The organism is Rhodanobacter sp. PCA2 (genome assembly GCF_013620825.1).
GTDB lineage: Bacteria > Pseudomonadota > Gammaproteobacteria > Xanthomonadales > Rhodanobacteraceae > Rhodanobacter_A.
In genome coordinates this window covers 51,060-67,070 of record NZ_NJIC01000049.1, presented here as the reverse complement: position 1 = coordinate 67,070, position 16,011 = coordinate 51,060, and the positions used below count along the sequence as shown (strand labels likewise).

The following is a 16,011-nucleotide window of genomic DNA, read 5'->3' as shown; positions in this document are numbered from 1 at the left end:
CACGGACATGAGCGCACTGACCCCGGACGTGTTTGCCCTCGACTACGCCGCCGAGGTCGCGCGCATCGCCGCGCGCCTGCGCGAGGCCACCGCCCGCGAGCTGCACAAGCGCGGCCTGGTGGTGGCGATTTCCGGCGGCGTGGACAGCTCGGTGTGCATCGCGCTCGCGGTGCAGGCCGTGGGCGCGCAGCGGGTGTTCGCGCTGATCCTGCCCGAGCGCGATTCGGCCTCCGCCAGTGCGCGCAACGCGCTGGTCCTCGCCGAGCACCTCGGCGTGCGGGCGGAAACCGTGGACATCGCGCCCACGCTCGCCGCCATCGGCTGCTACGCCGCGCGCGACGAGGCGGTGCGCCGCGTGCTGCCCGAGTACCGCGACGACTGGCGCATGAAGATCGCGATCGCTGGCGGCAGCGAAGGCGCGATCAACCACTTCCGGCTGATCGCCGAATCGCCGGACGGCACGCGCCACGAATGCACCCTGCCGCTACCCGAATACCTGCAGATCGTCGCCGCCACCAACTTCAAGCAGCGTGTGCGCAAGACGCTGGAGTACTACCACGCCGACCGCCTCAACTACGCCGTGGTGGGCACGCCCAACCGGCTGGAGTACGACCAGGGCTTCTTCGTGAAGAACGGCGACGGCTCCGCCGACGTCAAGCCCATCGCGCACCTGTACAAGACCCAGGTCTACGGCATGGCGAAACACCTGGGCCTGCCCGACTGCGTGGCTACCGCCGCGCCCACCACCGACACCTACAGCCTCGCCCAGGGCCAGGACGAGTTCTACTTCGCGCTGCCCTGGGCGAAGATGGACCTGGCGCTGTGGGCGCTGGAAGGCAGCCGCCGAAGCGGTCTATGCCGACATCCGCAACAAGCGGCGCAGCACGCGCTACCTGCACCTGGCGCCGCTGCTGCTGGATGCGGAGGTCGCCGCGGAGCCGCCGCCGTGAACGGCGACCCCGCGCCCGGCTATCGCACGGAAACCGCGGAACTGCCGCGCGATCGCGACGCGGTGCTGGCGCTGTGGCGCGACAACCTGGGCGATCCCGCCCGGCACGCCGGCAAGCTCGACTGGTTCTACCTGCGCGGTCCGTTCGGCAAGCCCCTGCTGCAGCTGCTGCGCCACGAAGGCGCCGTGGTCGGCAGCTGCAGCGTGGCGCCGCGGCGCATGCTGTGGCACGGCGGCGAACTCCGCGCCGGCCTGCTCGCCGACATGGCGGTGGATGCGCGCCATCGCACCCTGGGCCCGGCGATGATGCTGCAGGAGTCGCTGCTGGCGGCCGCGGCGGGCCGCTTCGACTTCGTCTACGGCTTCCCCAACCGCAAGTCGCTGCCGGTGGTGAAGCGCCTGGGCTATGCCGTGCTGGGCGAGATGTCGCGCCATTCCCGCGTGCTGCGCCACGCCGGCTACCTGCAGCGCAAGCTGCCGCGCTGGCTGGCGCAGCCGGCGGGCGCCGCGATCGACGCGGGGTTCGCGCTGCGCGACCGCCTGCGCCTGCTGGCCGCCCCGCGCATGGTCGCCACCTGGTGCGCCCAGGTCGACTCGCGCATGGAAACGCTGTGGCAGACCGCGCCGCACGGACAGGGGCTGCTGGGCGTGCGCGACGCCACCATGTTGCGCTGGCGTTTCGACGAGGCGCCGTTCACCGGCGCGCGCTACCTGCTGCTCGCCGACGGCGCGAACGGCCCGCTGCGCGCCTGGTTCGCCTGCCAGGCCGTGGGCGGCGTGCTGCGCGTGTGCGACTACTGGTGCGAGCAGGGCGCCGCCGGCATCGACGCCGTGCTGGTGCTGGCCCTGGTCCGCGCCGCCAGCCGCGACGGCCACACCTCGATCTCGCTGGAACACGCCACCTCTCCCGAACGCCTCGCCGGCTGGCGACGCGCCGGCTTCGTCCTCCGCGACAGCCAGCCGGTGGTGGGCAAGTGGCTGGGTGAAGGTCAGGCGCCGGCCGAATTCGGGAAGGAGTGGTATCTGACGGCGGGGGATGAGGATGAGTAGGTTGCTGGTCAAGTGGGCTGCATTGAAGACGGCAGTCTAGGGATAGCGTCCCTGCGTTCTCTCACATGCGATAAGTTGGCCGGCATGCATCGATACCTAGCGCTCGGGTATGCACTCACGATTGCGACGATCGCCGCCGTCGTCGCCATTGCTCATGGTGTCATTCGTAGTTTCAGTGGCATCGAAACGCTTCTGGCCTGCGAGATCGTCTCTCTGATCCTGATCCCTGCCGCCGTTCTGATATTCAAAGGGACAAGGCGTTCATCTGGATTGATTCGCAAGCTGTTTGGATACTTCACCTTTGCGCTCGATCTTTTGCTTGGGCTAGTCGCATGCGTGGTCATTGCGGGCTTGCTTCTTGGAAACGTGCGGATTCTTCACTGACTATTGAAGGCATTCAGCGTACATGGCTCGCTTGCAGTCTTGCGGCATCGGTGGATGCCGCAACTCTCGATACGATTCGAGTATTCGACAGGACAAGGAGGCGAGAATGAGCACGATCCCGGCTGGAACGGAACTCATCCGCCCGTTTGTACCTGCGAGGGATTTCGATCTCTCCAAGCGTTTCTATGAAGCCATCGGTTTCGAGAAAGTGCTGGATGGAGAAGTGGCGATCTTCAACGCCGCTTCGGGTGGCTTCATCCTCCAGAACTATTACCAGAAGGATTGGGCCGAGAATTCCATGCTGCAGCTCATGGTGGACGATCTCGACGCGTGGTGGGCGCATATCGATACCCTCGATCTTGCGGCAAGATTCGGGGTGCAACCGCCCAAGCCACCCACGATGCAGCCATGGGGTCTGCGGGTTGCCTACGTGTTCGATCCATGCGGCGTTCTCTGGCATGTAGCGCAGAGACGCAAGGATACCGTTCAAGACGAGTGAGGGCTCAATCCGGCCATCCGCGCCGATCAATACGTTGCAAACAAAAGCGGGTGGCTACTGGTTGTGGTGCGATCACATGCCTGCATGGCGATGCCACAGGCAAGCGCACGATCCAACCGCCCCGCCATTGGCAACCCCCCAGCCGCTTGCCATACCATGGCGCCGTTCGTCGCGGCGTCATCTGCTTCATCGTTCCGGAAGGAGCCGATGTGGAGGGCGGGGAGAGACTTCGGTACGTCAGTTTCGACGCGGTCGAGATCGACCTCGACGGCCGGCGCGTGAGCGTGGGCGGCCGGGATGTCGCGCTGGAGCCCAAGGCGTTCGACGTGCTCGCGCTGCTGGCGCAGTCGCCGGGCAAGGCGTTTTCGCGCGACGAGCTGCTCGACGCGGTATGGGGCCATCGCCACGTCACGCCCGGCGTGCTCAATCGCGTGGTCACGCTGATCCGCCAGGCGCTGGGCGAGAACGCGGCCGGCACGCACTACATCCACACCTTGTACGGCGTGGGTTACCGCTTCGATGGCGACGTGCGGCGCAGCGCGCTGCGCGAGGCGCCGCCGGCGACTGCCGCCGCACCTGGCGGCATCGCATCGGGCACGTCGGCGCCGCAGTGGGGCGAGTCGCCGGCGCCATTCGCCACCGGCACCGCGGGCACGTCGGCGGCCGCATCGACACCCGCCGCACCCGCGAAGCCGCGTCGTTCGTGGACCTCGCCCACGCTCTGGTTGCCCGCGGTGGCGCTGGTGGCCGCCGCGGTGATGGGCGCCTCGTCCTGGTGGCGGGCGCCTCCCCCGGCGCCGGCGATGGCGCCGCCGCCCACCCTGGTGGTGCTGCCGCTGCGGGTGATCGGCGACGACAAGGGCGAAGCCGTGTTCGCCGACGGCCTCAGCGACGAGCTGACCACGGATCTCGCGCGCGTGGACGGCTTGCGCCTGATCGCCAGCGTGTCGGCCGCGCGCGCCGGCGCACTGGGGCTGGACGCGGCGCAACTGGCCGAGCGCCTGCACGTCACCCATGCGATCGAGGGCAGCCTGCGCGAGTCCGGCACGGCGCTGCGCATCGACCTGCGACTGATCGAGACGCCGTCCGGGCGCACGGTGTGGGCACAGAGTTACGACCGCCAGATGCGGGACGTCTTCGGCGTGCAGCAGGAGATCGCGCAGGCGGTGGCGTCGGCGCTGGCGCTGCGCCTGCCGCTGGGTCGGGTCGCGGCGGCGCCGCCCGATCCGGCGGTGTTCCGGGAATACCTGCGGCTGCGCCACATCTTCCTCGCCCGCCCCGACGACGCGGACTACGGCAAGGCCGAACTCGCGCTCGATGCGCTGGCCGAGCGCGCACCCGATTTCGCGCCGGTGCACGGGCTGCTCGCGCTGAACCTCGCCACGCACTTCGAGCCGGGGCGCGAACGCGAGGCGCTGCCCGAGGCGACCCGGGCGCTGCAGCTCGATCCCGGCAACGTGTACGCGCATGCCGCGATGGGCGAGCTGGCGTGCATGCGCAACGAGTGGACAGCCTGCATGGGGGAGCTGCGCACGACGCTGGCGCACAATCCCACCGACCCGGTGATGAACCTGCTGGTGGGCATGCGCCTCGCCCGGCTCGGTTACGGCGAGGAAGCGCTGCGCCTGTTCCAGGCCGACTACGCGATGGATCCGCTGGGCTACTGGGCGGTCGCCAACCTCGGCACCCAGCTCGATACGCTGGGCCGCCACGCGGAGGCGCAGCGCTATCTGGATGCGTTGCCGGCGCTGGACGGCAAGCCCAACCCCGTGACCGCCGCGATGCGCTGGCGCAACGCCGTCTGGCGCGGGGACCTGGCCGCCGCGCGCGACATCGCCGCGCAGATGCCCGACGACGATGCGCGCAAGCCGCTGTACCTCGCGTTCGACGCGGCGCTGGCCGATCCCGCGCAATGGCCGCAGGCGCTGGCGAAGCTGCAGGCGGCGCAGGCGGCCAGCGACACGCCGCTGGCGCTGCAACTGCAGGTGCCGCAACCCGACCAGACGTTGGCGCTGCGCTTCTTCGAGCAGCCCTGGATGTTCGAAGGCAAGCTGCTGTGGGTGCCCGAGTACGCGGCGATCCGGCAGGGTCCTGCGTTCACCGACTTCCTGCGACGCACGAACACGCTGGCCTACTGGAACGAGAACGGCTGGCCGCCGCAGTGCAGGCCGGTGGCCGGCGGCGCGCATTGCGACTGATCGCGGTGCGTTTCATCCCGCCCTCCCCTGCAGGCCGGGGAGGGCGGCGGGCGGGCGTCATGCCGAGGGCAGCGGCTGCATCGTGCAGCTCACTTTCGTGTTCCAGTCGGCGAAGCTGCCTTTGGGGTTGTCCTGCCATGCCCACACGTGCAGGTAGTAGGCCGACGGCAGGCCGTAGCGGTTCGGCGCCTGCAACAGGTTCATCAGGTTGCCGGCCAGCTCGGGCGGCGGGCCGTCCGGATGGCGCGCGGCCCAGTCGGCGGCGACCTCGATGAACTCCACGCCGACCAGGCGCATCGAGCCGTCCGCCATCGGTTCGTAGATCAGCGCTTCCGGCGCTGCAGGATCGAGCACGCCGTCGGCGATGCGCGAGGGGTTCACCACGTGGACGCCCATGGCGCCGGTGTCCGGCCCGCTCACGCACGGCGTGGCGACCACCCAGCCGGGTTCCTTGTGCAAGGCCACGTTGATGTCCTGGTACTTCGCGGTGGCGAGGCGGATTTCCTGCACCAGCGGCGAACGGATGCCGGGTCCCGTGCCCTGGTGCATGGCCATGGACGAGGCGTCGTCCGCCAGTGCGCAGGCGGCCGGCAGCGCCAGCGCCAGCGTGGAAACGGCGATGAGGAGTGCGTGACGTGACATGATTCCCTCCGGTGGGTTCGGCAGCGATGGATCGGCGGCAGGCCGTGCCGCCGATCCAGCCTGCGCCGGGCCCTGGCGCCGGGCTTGAGGGCAGGCTTGGGCTGCCGCGAGGAAGTCGCGTGGAAAGCTTGGGGAACGGCACGGGCGTGCGGTTTCCCGGTCACCGGGCCGGCGTCGTCCTGCCCGTCACTCAGGAGCGTGCGCATGCCCGATTTCACCAGGACGCGATTCGTGCTGGCCGTGCTGGACCTGGCGCGGTCCACGGACTACTACACGTCGGCGCTCGGGCTGGGCGTCGAGTTCACGGCGCCGGGCTGGACCTTCCTGGCGCGGGGCAGCTTCCGCGTGATGCTGGGCGAGTGCACGGACGCCACGCCGCCGGCCGAGCTGGGCGACCACTCGTGGTACGGCTACATCACGGTGTCGGATGCCACGGCGCTCTACGCGGAATACCGGGCGGCGGGCGTCGAGTTCATCCAGCCGCTGGCGGACAAGCCCTGGGGCATGCGCGAGTTCGGCATCCGCACCATCGACGGCCACCGCATCATGTTCGGGCAGGAACTGCAGGGCTGAGCGGCGCCGGCGTGTTCGCGCCGGCGCCGCTACGCGATGCGCCTCTCTCGGAACGGGAGGCGCCGGGCAATTACGGGCTTGTCGTATCAGCAGGCTGCGCGGCAAGCAGCCGGCCAAGATCGCGCACCGCGCCGTTCGCCGCGTTCGACGTCAGCGCCGCATAGGCCTGCAGCGCGACGGAAACCGGGCGCGTGCGGTCCCGCGGCTTCCACGCGTCGCGGCCGCGTGCCTGCATGGCGGCGCGGCGGGCGGCGAGCACGTCGTCGGACAGGTCGAGCCGGATGCGGCGCTCGGGGATGTCGATCACGATGGGGTCGCCGTCCTCGACCAGGGCGATCAGGCCGCCTTCGGCCGCTTCCGGCGAGACGTGGCCGATGGACAGGCCCGAGGTGCCGCCGGAGAAGCGGCCGTCGGTGATCAGCGCGCAGGCCTTGCCCAGGCCTTTCGACTTGAGATAGCTGGTGGGGTAGAGCATTTCCTGCATGCCGGGGCCGCCGCGCGGGCCTTCGTAGCGGATCACCACCACGTCGCCGGCCTTCACCTTGTTGCCGAGGATGCCGCTCACCGCGGCTTCCTGGCTTTCGTAGACCCTGGCGGTGCCGTTGAAGCGCAGGATGGAATCGTCCACGCCCGCGGTCTTCACGATGCAGCCTTCCGGCGCGAGGTTGCCGAACAGCACGGCGAGGCCGCCGTCGTGGCTGAAGGGCGTGCTGGCGGCGCGGATCACGCCGTGCTCGCGGTCGGTGTCGGTGGATTCCCAGCGCGCCGACTGGCTGAAGGCGACCTGGGTAGGCACGTTGCCGGGTGCGGCACGGTAGAAGGTGTGCACCGCCTCGTCGTTGCTGCGACGGATGTCCCAGCGCGCAAGCGCGTCGCCCAGCGTGGGCGCGTGCACGGTGGGGCGCGAGGCGTCGAGCAGGCCGGCGCGGTCCAGTTCGCCGAGGATGGCCATGATGCCGCCGGCGCGGTGCACGTCTTCCATGTGCACGTCGCTCTTCGCGGGCGCCACCTTGCACAGGCAGGGCACGCGGCGCGAGAGGCGGTCGATGTCGGCCATGGTGAAATCCACGCCGCCTTCGCGCGCCGCGGCCAGCAGGTGCAGCACGGTGTTGGTGGAGCCGCCCATGGCGATGTCCAGGCTCATCGCGTTCTCGAACGCGGCGCGGTTGGCGATGCCGCGCGGCAGCGCGCTGGCGTCCTCGCGCTCGTACCAGCGGCGGGCGAGGTCCACGATGCCGCGGCCGGCGCGGCGGAACAGCTGCTCGCGGTCGGCATGCGTGGCGAGCACCGAACCGTTGCCGGGCAGCGCCAGGCCCAGCGCCTCGGTGAGGCAGTTCATCGAGTTCGCGGTGAACATGCCCGAGCAGGAGCCGCAGGTGGGGCAGGCCGAGCGTTCCACCGTGGCCACCTCGGCGTCGGTGTAGCTGTCGTCGGCGGCCGTCACCATGGCGTCGATCAGGTCGAACTTGCGCGGCACGCCCTTCATCATCGCCTTGCCGGATTCCATCGGGCCGCCGGAGACGAAGATGGCGGGGATGTTCAGCCGCATCGCGGCCATCAGCATGCCGGGGGTGATCTTGTCGCAGTTGGAGATGCACACCAGCGCGTCGGCGCAATGCGCGTTGGCCATGTACTCCACGCTGTCGGCGATCAGTTCGCGCGAGGGCAGCGAATACAGCATGCCGCCGTGGCCCATGGCGATGCCGTCGTCCACCGCGATGGTGTTGAACTCCTTCGCCACGCCGCCGGCGGCCTCGATCTCCTCCGCCACCAGCTTGCCGAGGTCGCGCAGGTGCACGTGGCCCGGCACGAACTGGGTGAAGCTGTTCGCGATCGCGATGATGGGCTTGCCGAAGTCGCCGTCCTTCATGCCGGTGGCGCGCCACAGGCTGCGGGCACCGGCCATGTTGCGGCCGTGGGTGCTGGTGCGGGAACGGTAGGCGGGCATGGGGTTCGGACTCCGGGTGTCGGTGTGGATGTGGGGTTTGTCAGGAGCGCAGCAGCAGGCGGTAGGCCGCGTTGTCGCTCTCGTCGCAATGCGGGTAGCCCAGCGTCTCGAGGAAGCTGCGCAGCGCGGGCTGTTCCTCGGCCGGCGCCTGGATGCCGACCAGGATGCGGCCGTGGTCGGCGCCGTGGTTGCGGTAGTGGAACAGGCTGATGTTCCAGTCCGGATGCAGGCGGGCGAGGAAGTCGGGCAGCGCGCCGGGGCGCTCGGGGAAGTCGAAGCGGTACAGCCGCTCGTCGCGGGCCAGCGGCGAGCGGCCGCCCACCATGTGGCGCAGGTGCAGCTTGGACAGTTCGTCGTCGCCCAGGTCGAGCACGGCGAAGCCCTGCGCGCGGAACATGTCGGCCAGCGCCGTGCGCTCGTCGCGGCTGGCGGTCTGCACGCCGACGAAGATGTGCGCCTGGCGCGCGTCGCCGATGCGGTAGTTGAACTCGGTGATGCTGTGCCGGCCCAGCGCGGCGCAGAAGCGGCGGAAGCTGCCGCGCTCCTCGGGAATGGTCACCGCGAACAGCGCCTCGCGCTGCTCGCCGGCCTCGGCGCGCTCGGCCACGAAGCGCAGGCGCTCGAAGTTCATGTTCGCGCCGGAGACGATCGCGGCGAGCGTCGCGCCCTGCAGCTTGTGCGTGGCGACGTACTGCTTCAGCCCCGCCAGCGCCAGCGCGCCGGACGGCTCGGGCACGCTGCGGGTTTCCTGGTAGATGTCGCGGATCGCCGCGCACAGCGCGTCGCCGTCGACGCGCAGCATGCCGTCCACGTGGCGCAGGCACAGCGCGTAGGTGAGCGCGCCCACCTGCTTCACCGCGGTGCCGTCGGCGAACAGGCCCACCTCGGGCAGCACCACGCGCTCGCCCGCTTCCAGCGAGCGCGCCATCGCGTCGGAGTCGTCCGCCTGCACGCCGATCACCTTCGTGCGCGGCGACAGCGTCTTGATGTAGCTCGCCACGCCCGCGATCAGGCCGCCGCCGCCCACCGGCACGAACACCGCGTCGGGCGAAGCCGGCAGCTGGCGCAGCAGTTCCATGCCGACCGTGGCCTGGCCGGCGATCACGTCGGGGTCGTCGAAGGGATGCACGAACACCAGGCCGCGTTCGGCCTCGATGCGCGCGGCGGCGGCCTGCGCATCGCTGTAGGAGTCGCCGGCCAGCAACACCTCCACGAACTCGCCGCCGAAGCGGCGCACCGCGTCCACCTTCACCTGCGGTGCGGTCACCGGCATCACGATCACCGCGCGGATGCCGAGCTTCGCCGCGGCCAGCGCCACGCCCTGCGCGTGGTTGCCCGCCGAGGCGGCGATCACGCCGTTCGCCCGCTCGGCCGCGCTCAACGCGGCCATGCGGTTGTAGGCGCCGCGCAGCTTGAACGAGAACACCGGCTGCAGGTCCTCGCGCTTCAGCAGCACGCGGTTGCCGATGCGCTCGGACAGCAGCTCGGCCGGTTCCAGCGGCGTCTCGCGCGCCACCTCGTACACGCGCGCGGTCAGCGTGCGGCGCAGCAGGTCCAGGTCGGACGGCGCGGCGTCCGCTTCGTCCCGTTCGGCCAGCCTGGCGTTCATGCCAGGGTGGCGGCGGCGAACGTGCCGCCGTCGCGGCCGCCCACCAGCGACAGGCTGCTGGCGTCCAGCACGTCCACCAGCTTGCGCACCTGGCGCAGGATCTGCTGCAGCGTGCTTTCGTCGCCATGCAGCACCAGGGTGAGCTGCGACACCGCCGGGTCGTGCGTGGCGGCCACGGTGAGCGCGTCGATGTTGACGTGGCGCGCGGCGAACAGCCCCGCCACCCGCACCAGCGCGCCGGATTCGTTCTGCAGCAGGATGGACAGCGTGTGTTTCATGGCATGGCTCCGCAAACCTTCAATGGGTTCAACCAACCGTTCGTCCTGAGCGCAGGCCCGCAGGGCCGAAGTCGAAGGACATGCACGAGGGGCGTTTCGACTACGCCCGCTGCGCGGGCTACGCTCAACGCGAACGGTGTTACAGACGACAAGTAGTGCTTCAGAACATGGCCGTGGACGGAACCTCGCCCGGCTCGGTCGGCGCGTTGCCGCGCGACGCGATGAAGTCGCCGGTGATCATCTGCGCATAGGTCGCGCCGGGTCCCACCATCGGGTACACGCCCGCGTCCGGATCGATCACGACTTCGAGGAAGGCGGGGCCGTCGAACGCGAGGAAGTCGGCGATGGTGGATTCCAGCGCGGCCTTGTCGTCCAGCCGGCGCGCCCATTCGAAGCCGTCGGCCTGTGCGGCGAGCACGAAGTCTTTCTTGTGCAGGCTCTTGTCGGAGCCGGAGAAGCGGCTCTTGAAGAACAGCTTCTGCCACTGCCGCACCATGCCGTCGCCGCTGTTGTTCAGCACCACCACCTTCACCGGCAGGTCGTAGGTGGTGACGGTTTCCATCTCGCCCAGGTTCATGCGGATGCTGGCGTCGCCGTCGATGTCGATCACCAGCGCGTCCGGCCGCGCGAACTGCGCGCCGATCGCCGCGGGCAGGCCGAAGCCCATCGTGCCCATCGAGCCGGAGGTGAGCCAGTGGCGCGGTTCGCGGAAGTCGAAGTACTGCGCGGCCCACATCTGGTGCTGGCCCACGCCGGTGCTGACGATGGCGCGGCCCTGCGTGTGTCGGTTGATCGCCTCGATCACCGCGTACGGCTGGATCAGCGCGCTGTCGCGGTCGTAGTTCATCGCGTGCGTGCGCTTCAGCGCGGCGACGTGGGCGTGCCAGTCGGCGAGCTGCGGGTGGAAGCCGTGCGCGCGGCCGTAGGCGGTGAGGCGTTCCAGCGCGGGAACCAGCTGGCCCATGTGGTGCCAGTGCACCGTCTTCACCTTGCCGATCTCGGCGGGATCGATGTCGATCTGCGCGATGAACTTCGCGCGCGGCGCGAACTTCGCGGGCACGCCGGCCACGCGGTCGTCGAAGCGCGCGCCCAGCGCGAACACGAAGTCGCAGTCCTCCACCGCGTAGTTCGCGAAGGCGGTGCCGTGCATGCCCAGCATGTGCAGCGCCAGCGGCGCCGTGCTGTCGACCGCGCCGAGGCCCATCAGCGTGGTGGTGACCGGGATGCCGAACGCATCGGCGAACTCGCGCAACGCAGCCGCCGCATCCGCCGCGATCACGCCGCCGCCGGCGTAGACCAGCGGGCGCTTCGCCTGCATCAGCGCGTCGAAGAAGGCGGCGCAGGCGGCGTCGTCCAGCCGCGCGCTTTCCACGGTGCGCAGGCGCGCGCGGTAGCCGGGGATGGGCAGGCGGCTGGCGCCGTCGAATTGCAGTTCGGCGTTCTGCACGTCCTTCGGCACGTCCACCACCACCGGGCCGGGGCGGCCGCTGCGCGCGATCTCGAACGCGGTGCGCAGCGTGGCTTCCAGCGTCGCGGGGTCGGTGACCAGGAATACGTGCTTGGCGCAGGCGCCCATGATGTTGCTCACCGGCGCTTCCTGGAACGCGTCGGTGCCCAGCGCGGGCGTGGCGACCTGGCCGCACAGCACCAGCATGGGCGTGGAATCGGCCATCGCGTCGCGCACCGGCGTCACCGTGTTGGTGGCACCGGGGCCGGAGGTGACGATGGCCACGCCGACCTTGCCGGAGGCGCGCGCATAGCCGGCCGCCATGAAGCCCGCGCCCTGCTCGTTGGCCGGCACGATCAACGGCATCGGCTCGCGGCCGTCGGTGCCGGCATGCTCGGCGTTGTAGCGGAACACCGCGTCGTACACCGGCAGGATGGCGCCGCCGGAATAGCCGAACAGTACGCCCGCGCCTTCATCCGCCAGTACCTGCACGATCGCCTCCGCGCCGGTCATGGCGCGGCCGGCAAGCGGGTGTCGGTCGGGGACGGGAGCCGCGAGGGCGGTCTGCATGGTGGTGGTCACGATGGTTTCCTGGTGGCGGATGGGGTGTCGGTATTGCCTGGCGATGCTTGTCGTCGCTTGCCCCGGGGGGCATTCGGTGGCTTGGCGCCCGGACGTTTCGGGGCACTGGATCCCGGCCTGCGCCGGGATGACGGGCGTGTGGCCGGATGACGGCCGCGCGCCCGTCAGTTGCGGATCAGGTCGCGTTCGACGGCGGGGTGCACCGGCACGCCGAACGTGGCGATGATCTGCAGGTCCTGCTCCAGCGTGGAGAAGCGCTCCCATGCAATGCCGTTCACGTCGGTGGCGCTGGTGAAACCCTGGGCGTCGTCGTCCTCGAAGCCGAGCTGGCAGATCTGGCCGGCCTTCTCGGGCTGCTGGCGGATCGAGAAATTGAGGGTGTCGGTGCGCCACATCGCGTAGATGCCGTACACCAGGGCCTGCGGCGGCTGGCCCAGGCGCTTGCTGTAGTCGGCGATGGAGGCGTCCAGGTCGGCGACGGCCAGGGCAATGTGGAAGCGTTTCATGGCATACCTCGATGTGTTCGTGCGTGCGTGGAAAACGGGCCGCGCACCGCGCGCGGCCCGGTGTTGCGTCAACCCGCCTTCTTCAGCGGTGCGCTGCCCGGCTTGGCGGCGTCGGGCTGCAGCCACGGCATGCGGGCGCGCAGCTTCTTGCCCACCTGCTCGACCGGGTGGTCCAGGTCGGCCTGCTTGTACTTCTTGTAGTTCGGCAGGCCGGCGTTGTACTCGGCGATCCAGTTGCGCGCGAAGGTGCCGTCCTGGATGTCCTTCAGCACGCCCTGCATGCGCTCCTTCACGCCGGCGTCGATCACGCGCGGGCCGCTGACGTAGTCGCCGTACTGCGCGGTCTCGGAGACGAACTCCAGCATGCGGGTGATGCCGCCTTCGTAGAACAGGTCGACGATCAGCTTCAGCTCGTGCAGCACTTCGTAGTAGGCGATCTCCGGCTGGTAGCCGGCTTCCACCAGGGTCTCGAAGCCGGCCTGCACCAGCGAGCTGGCGCCGCCGCACAGCACGGCCTGCTCGCCGAACAGGTCGGTCTCGGTCTCTTCCTTGAAGTCGGTCTTGATCAGCATCGCGCGGCCGCCGCCGATGCCGTCGGCATAGGCGTGCGCCTTGGCCTCGGCCTGGCCGGACACGTCCTGGTACACCGCCCAGATGCTGGGCACGCCGCGGCCGCGCTCGTATTCGGTGCGCACCAGCGCGCCGGGGCCCTTCGGCGCCACCAGGATCACGTCGATGTCCTTGCGCGGATCGATCTGCTTGAAGTGCACGTTGAAGCCGTGCGCGAACAGCAGCGCGGCGCCGGGCTTGATGTTCGGCTCGATCGCTTCCTTGTACAGCCTGGCCTGCACCATGTCGGGGGTGAGCACGGCGACCAGGTCGGCGCCCTTCACCGCCTCGCCGGGCTCGGCGACGTTGAAGCCTTCGGCGCGCGCCTTCTCCCACGAGGGGCCGCCCTTGCGCAGGCCGACCACGACGTCGAGGCCGGAATCGCGCAGGTTGAGTGCGTGGGCGCGGCCCTGGCTGCCGTAGCCAAGAACGGCGATGCGGGCCTTGGCCAGCGTGTCGTTGGTGGTGTTGCTGCTCATGCGGTGACTCCTTCGTTGACGTTGACGTGTGCGTGTTTGGGTGAGGCGGTGCGGAAGCAGGTTGCCTCCCCTGCGCGCGTCGCGGCGCCATGCAGGGGGCGGCGACGGAACTTGGCCGGGGAGTCGGCATTCGTCGCCGAGGGCGCCGCGCGCGGCGCGCAGGGGAGGGCAGGCATGGCGGGGCCGCGGACGGCCGCGCCGTGGAAACGGTGGTGTGGATTCAGCCGCATGCGCGTGCTCCTGCGGCATCGCCGCGGTGGGCGGTGACGTGCTCGGACAGCGCGGCCAACACGGCGTCGCGCACCTCGGCGGTGCCCGCGCCGCCGCCGATGTCGCGGCTGCGCGGGCCGTGCTGCAGCACGTGGTCCACCGCCGCTTCCACCGCCGCCGCCTCGGCCTCCAGCTGCAGCGAGTGGCGCAGCAGCAGCGCGGTGGAAAGGATGGTGCCGACCGGGTTCGCCACGCCCTTGCCCGCGATGTCGGGGGCGGAGCCGTGGATCGGTTCGTACAGGCCGTTGCGGCCATCGCCCAGCGAGGCGGAGGGCAGCAGGCCCAGCGAGCCGGCCAGCGCGGCGGCTTCGTCGGTGAGGATGTCGCCGAACAGGTTTTCGGTGACCACCACGTCGTAGCTGCCCGGGCGGGTCAGCAGCAGCATCGCCATCGAATCGACCAGCTGGTGCTCCAGCGCGACGTCGGGGTAGTCGGCGGCGATGCGCGTGACGGTGCCGCGCCACAGCCGCGAGGTCTCCAGCACGTTGGCCTTGTCCACCGAGGTGACGTGCCTGCGGCGCGCGCGGGCCAGTTCGAAGGCGCGCCGGGCGACGCGCTCGATCTCGGCCTCGGTGTACCTGCATTCGTCGGTGGCGTAGTCGGCGCCCCTGGTCTTCGCGCCGAAGTAGGCGCCGCCGGTCAGTTCGCGCACGAACAGCACGTCGACGTCCTTCAGCTTCCCGTTCTTCAGCGGCGACAGCTCGGCCAGCGCGGGATGCACGGCGAGCGGGCGCAGGTTGGCGTACACGCCCAGGCCGGCGCGCAGGGCGAGCAGACCCTGCTCGGGGCGTACCTTCGCGTTCGGGTCGGACCACTTCGGGCCGCCCACCGCGCCCAGCAGCACCGCGTCGGCGGCCTGGCACGCAGCCAGCGTCGCGGCGGGCAGCGGCTCGCCGCTGGCGTCGATCGCGGCGCCGCCGATCAGCTGTTCGTCGAACGTGAACTCGTGCCCGTAATGCGTGGCTACCGCCCGCAGCACGGTCACCGCCGCGGCGGTGACTTCGGTGCCGACGCCGTCGCCGGGCAGGGTGACGATGCGTGCCTTCATGCGTGCGTGTCCTCGTGGGTGGTGGTGTCGCCGTCATGCCGGCGGAGGCCGGAAACCAGCGCTGTTGCAGGTGATGCGCAAGTCACTGGACCCCGGCTTTCGCCGGGGTGACGGTGCGGTAGCGCGGGGTGCGTCGTGCGTTTCATGCCGCCTTCCCGACGCGTGATTCGAACGCTTCAATCGCATCCGCGTGCTGCAGCAGGTAGCCGAGCTGGTCGACGCCGTTCAACAGGCAGTGGCGTGCGAACGGCTCCAGCTCGAAGCCGATGCGGCCGCCGTCGGGCAGCGCGATGTACTGGCCCTGCACGTCGATGGTCAGCTCGACGCCCGGGTTCGCCAGCAGCCAGCGATGCTCGGCGGGGGAGATAACGATCGCCAGCAGGCCGTTCTTCAGCGAGTTGTTGCGGAAGATGTCCGCGATCTCGCTGCACAGCACCGCGTGGATGCCGTAGTCCAGCAGCGCCCACGGCGCGTGCTCGCGCGAGGAGCCGCAGCCGAAGTTGCGGCCGGCCACGACAATGGCGCAGCCCTTCGCCTCCGGCTTGTTCAGCGGGAAGGCCGGGTTGTCGCTGCCGTCGGGCAGGTAGCGCCTGTCGTTGAAGCAGAGCTTGCCCAGGCCTGCGCGCGTGGTGGTGGTGAGGAAGCGCGCGGGGATGATGCGGTCGGTATCGATGTTCTCGTCCGGCAGCACGGCGGTGCGCGAGTGGATGCGGGTGACGGGCTGCATTAATGAAGCTCCTCGCTGGTTGCGTTCGCCTCCTCTCCCCTGCGGGGAGAGGATTGAGGTGAGGGGTCGGGGCTTGCGGCGATGTGCATCGAAGCGCGCCTCGATGTGGGAGCAGGGCGAGCGTGGGGCCTCCCCCCCCCCCCCCCCCCCCCCCCCCCCCGGGGGGGGGGGAACGCCGCCGCCCTCCCGCCCCCCCCCCCCCCCGCCACCCCC

14 protein-coding genes are annotated in these 16,011 nt (G+C 70.2%); 5 read left to right on the top strand and 9 right to left on the bottom strand.

The window, feature by feature from the left end; genetic code table 11:
* The first annotated feature begins 7 nt into the window (after positions 1–7).
* The 4 genes from nadE (at position 8) to PCA_RS15625 (ending at position 5,080) form a co-directional block, all read left to right on the top strand.
* Positions 8–1,999, top strand: coding sequence for an NAD(+) synthase (gene nadE, locus PCA_RS17710; protein WP_255436915.1), 1,992 nt, complete (start codon positions 8–10; stop codon positions 1,997–1,999).
* Positions 2,000–2,083: 84 nt separating this feature from the next.
* Complete coding sequence (locus PCA_RS15635) at positions 2,084–2,383, top strand: hypothetical protein (RefSeq protein WP_181303538.1); 300 nt, start codon at positions 2,084–2,086, stop codon at positions 2,381–2,383.
* Positions 2,384–2,489: 106 nt separating this feature from the next.
* Positions 2,490–2,882 (top strand): VOC family protein, encoded by a 393-nt coding sequence (locus PCA_RS15630; RefSeq protein ID WP_181303537.1) that lies wholly within the window; start codon positions 2,490–2,492, stop codon positions 2,880–2,882.
* Positions 2,883–3,091: 209 nt separating this feature from the next.
* The gene (locus PCA_RS15625; RefSeq protein WP_181303536.1) at positions 3,092–5,080 is read left to right on the top strand and encodes a winged helix-turn-helix domain-containing protein; all 1,989 of its coding nucleotides are present in this window, start codon (positions 3,092–3,094) and stop codon (positions 5,078–5,080) included.
* A gap of 57 nt (positions 5,081–5,137) precedes the next feature.
* Here the strand turns inward: PCA_RS15625 and PCA_RS15620 are convergent, their stop codons facing one another.
* On the bottom strand, positions 5,138–5,722 hold the full coding sequence (locus tag PCA_RS15620; RefSeq protein ID WP_181303535.1) for a hypothetical protein: 585 nt from the start codon (positions 5,720–5,722) through the stop codon (positions 5,138–5,140).
* A gap of 204 nt (positions 5,723–5,926) precedes the next feature.
* Here PCA_RS15620 and PCA_RS15615 point away from each other — a divergent pair, with 204 nt between their 5' ends.
* Positions 5,927–6,295 (top strand): VOC family protein, encoded by a 369-nt coding sequence (locus PCA_RS15615; RefSeq protein WP_181303534.1) that lies wholly within the window; start codon positions 5,927–5,929, stop codon positions 6,293–6,295.
* 70 nt (positions 6,296–6,365) lie between these two features.
* Here PCA_RS15615 and ilvD read toward each other — a convergent pair whose 3' ends face one another.
* The 8 genes from ilvD to leuD form a co-directional block, all read right to left on the bottom strand.
* Positions 6,366–8,243 (bottom strand): dihydroxy-acid dehydratase, encoded by a 1,878-nt coding sequence (gene ilvD / locus PCA_RS15610; protein WP_181303533.1) that lies wholly within the window; start codon positions 8,241–8,243, stop codon positions 6,366–6,368.
* Between the two features lie 40 nt (positions 8,244–8,283).
* Positions 8,284–9,852 carry a threonine ammonia-lyase, biosynthetic gene (gene ilvA / locus PCA_RS15605; protein WP_181303532.1) on the bottom strand — a complete coding sequence of 523 codons (1,569 nt, stop codon included), beginning with the start codon at positions 9,850–9,852 and terminating at the stop codon, positions 8,284–8,286.
* The gene (ilvN, locus tag PCA_RS15600; protein ID WP_181303531.1) at positions 9,849–10,130 is read right to left on the bottom strand and encodes an acetolactate synthase small subunit; all 282 of its coding nucleotides are present in this window, start codon (positions 10,128–10,130) and stop codon (positions 9,849–9,851) included. The genes ilvA and ilvN overlap by 4 nt, the downstream gene beginning before the upstream one ends.
* 160 nt (positions 10,131–10,290) lie before the next feature.
* On the bottom strand, positions 10,291–12,147 hold the full coding sequence (gene ilvB / locus PCA_RS15595; RefSeq protein ID WP_181303577.1) for a biosynthetic-type acetolactate synthase large subunit: 1,857 nt from the start codon (positions 12,145–12,147) through the stop codon (positions 10,291–10,293).
* Positions 12,148–12,323: 176 nt separating this feature from the next.
* On the bottom strand, positions 12,324–12,665 hold the full coding sequence (locus PCA_RS15590) for a hypothetical protein (protein ID WP_181303530.1): 342 nt from the start codon (positions 12,663–12,665) through the stop codon (positions 12,324–12,326).
* A gap of 68 nt (positions 12,666–12,733) precedes the next feature.
* A complete protein-coding gene (gene ilvC, locus PCA_RS15585) occupies positions 12,734–13,753 on the bottom strand; it encodes a ketol-acid reductoisomerase (protein WP_181303529.1) in 1,020 nt (339 codons plus the stop codon).
* A 220-nt stretch (positions 13,754–13,973) separates the two neighbouring features.
* On the bottom strand, positions 13,974–15,071 hold the full coding sequence (gene leuB / locus PCA_RS15580) for a 3-isopropylmalate dehydrogenase (RefSeq protein ID WP_181303528.1): 1,098 nt from the start codon (positions 15,069–15,071) through the stop codon (positions 13,974–13,976).
* Between the two features lie 142 nt (positions 15,072–15,213).
* A complete protein-coding gene (leuD, locus tag PCA_RS15575; RefSeq protein ID WP_181303527.1) occupies positions 15,214–15,798 on the bottom strand; it encodes a 3-isopropylmalate dehydratase small subunit in 585 nt (194 codons plus the stop codon).
* Between the last annotated feature and the right edge of the window lie 213 nt (positions 15,799–16,011).

Bases quoted from the DNA above. Each gene is read 5' to 3' on its own strand.
- ilvD (WP_181303533.1), bottom strand. From the start codon at position 8,243: ATGCCCGCCTACCGTTCCCGCACCAGCACCCACGGCCGCAACATGGCC.
- ilvC (WP_181303529.1), bottom strand. From the start codon at position 13,753: ATGAGCAGCAACACCACCAACGACACGCTGGCCAAGGCCCGCATCGCC.
- ilvN (WP_181303531.1), bottom strand. From the start codon at position 10,130: ATGAAACACACGCTGTCCATCCTGCTGCAGAACGAATCCGGCGCGCTG.
- nadE (WP_255436915.1), top strand. From the start codon at position 8: ATGAGCGCACTGACCCCGGACGTGTTTGCCCTCGACTACGCCGCCGAG.
- leuD (WP_181303527.1), bottom strand. From the start codon at position 15,798: ATGCAGCCCGTCACCCGCATCCACTCGCGCACCGCCGTGCTGCCGGAC.
- leuB (WP_181303528.1), bottom strand. From the start codon at position 15,071: ATGAAGGCACGCATCGTCACCCTGCCCGGCGACGGCGTCGGCACCGAA.
- ilvB (WP_181303577.1), bottom strand. From the start codon at position 12,147: ATGCAGACCGCCCTCGCGGCTCCCGTCCCCGACCGACACCCGCTTGCC.
- PCA_RS15635 (WP_181303538.1), top strand. From the start codon at position 2,084: ATGCATCGATACCTAGCGCTCGGGTATGCACTCACGATTGCGACGATC.
- PCA_RS15590 (WP_181303530.1), bottom strand. From the start codon at position 12,665: ATGAAACGCTTCCACATTGCCCTGGCCGTCGCCGACCTGGACGCCTCC.
- ilvA (WP_181303532.1), bottom strand. From the start codon at position 9,852: ATGAACGCCAGGCTGGCCGAACGGGACGAAGCGGACGCCGCGCCGTCC.
- PCA_RS15615 (WP_181303534.1), top strand. From the start codon at position 5,927: ATGCCCGATTTCACCAGGACGCGATTCGTGCTGGCCGTGCTGGACCTG.
- PCA_RS15630 (WP_181303537.1), top strand. From the start codon at position 2,490: ATGAGCACGATCCCGGCTGGAACGGAACTCATCCGCCCGTTTGTACCT.
- PCA_RS15620 (WP_181303535.1), bottom strand. From the start codon at position 5,722: ATGTCACGTCACGCACTCCTCATCGCCGTTTCCACGCTGGCGCTGGCG.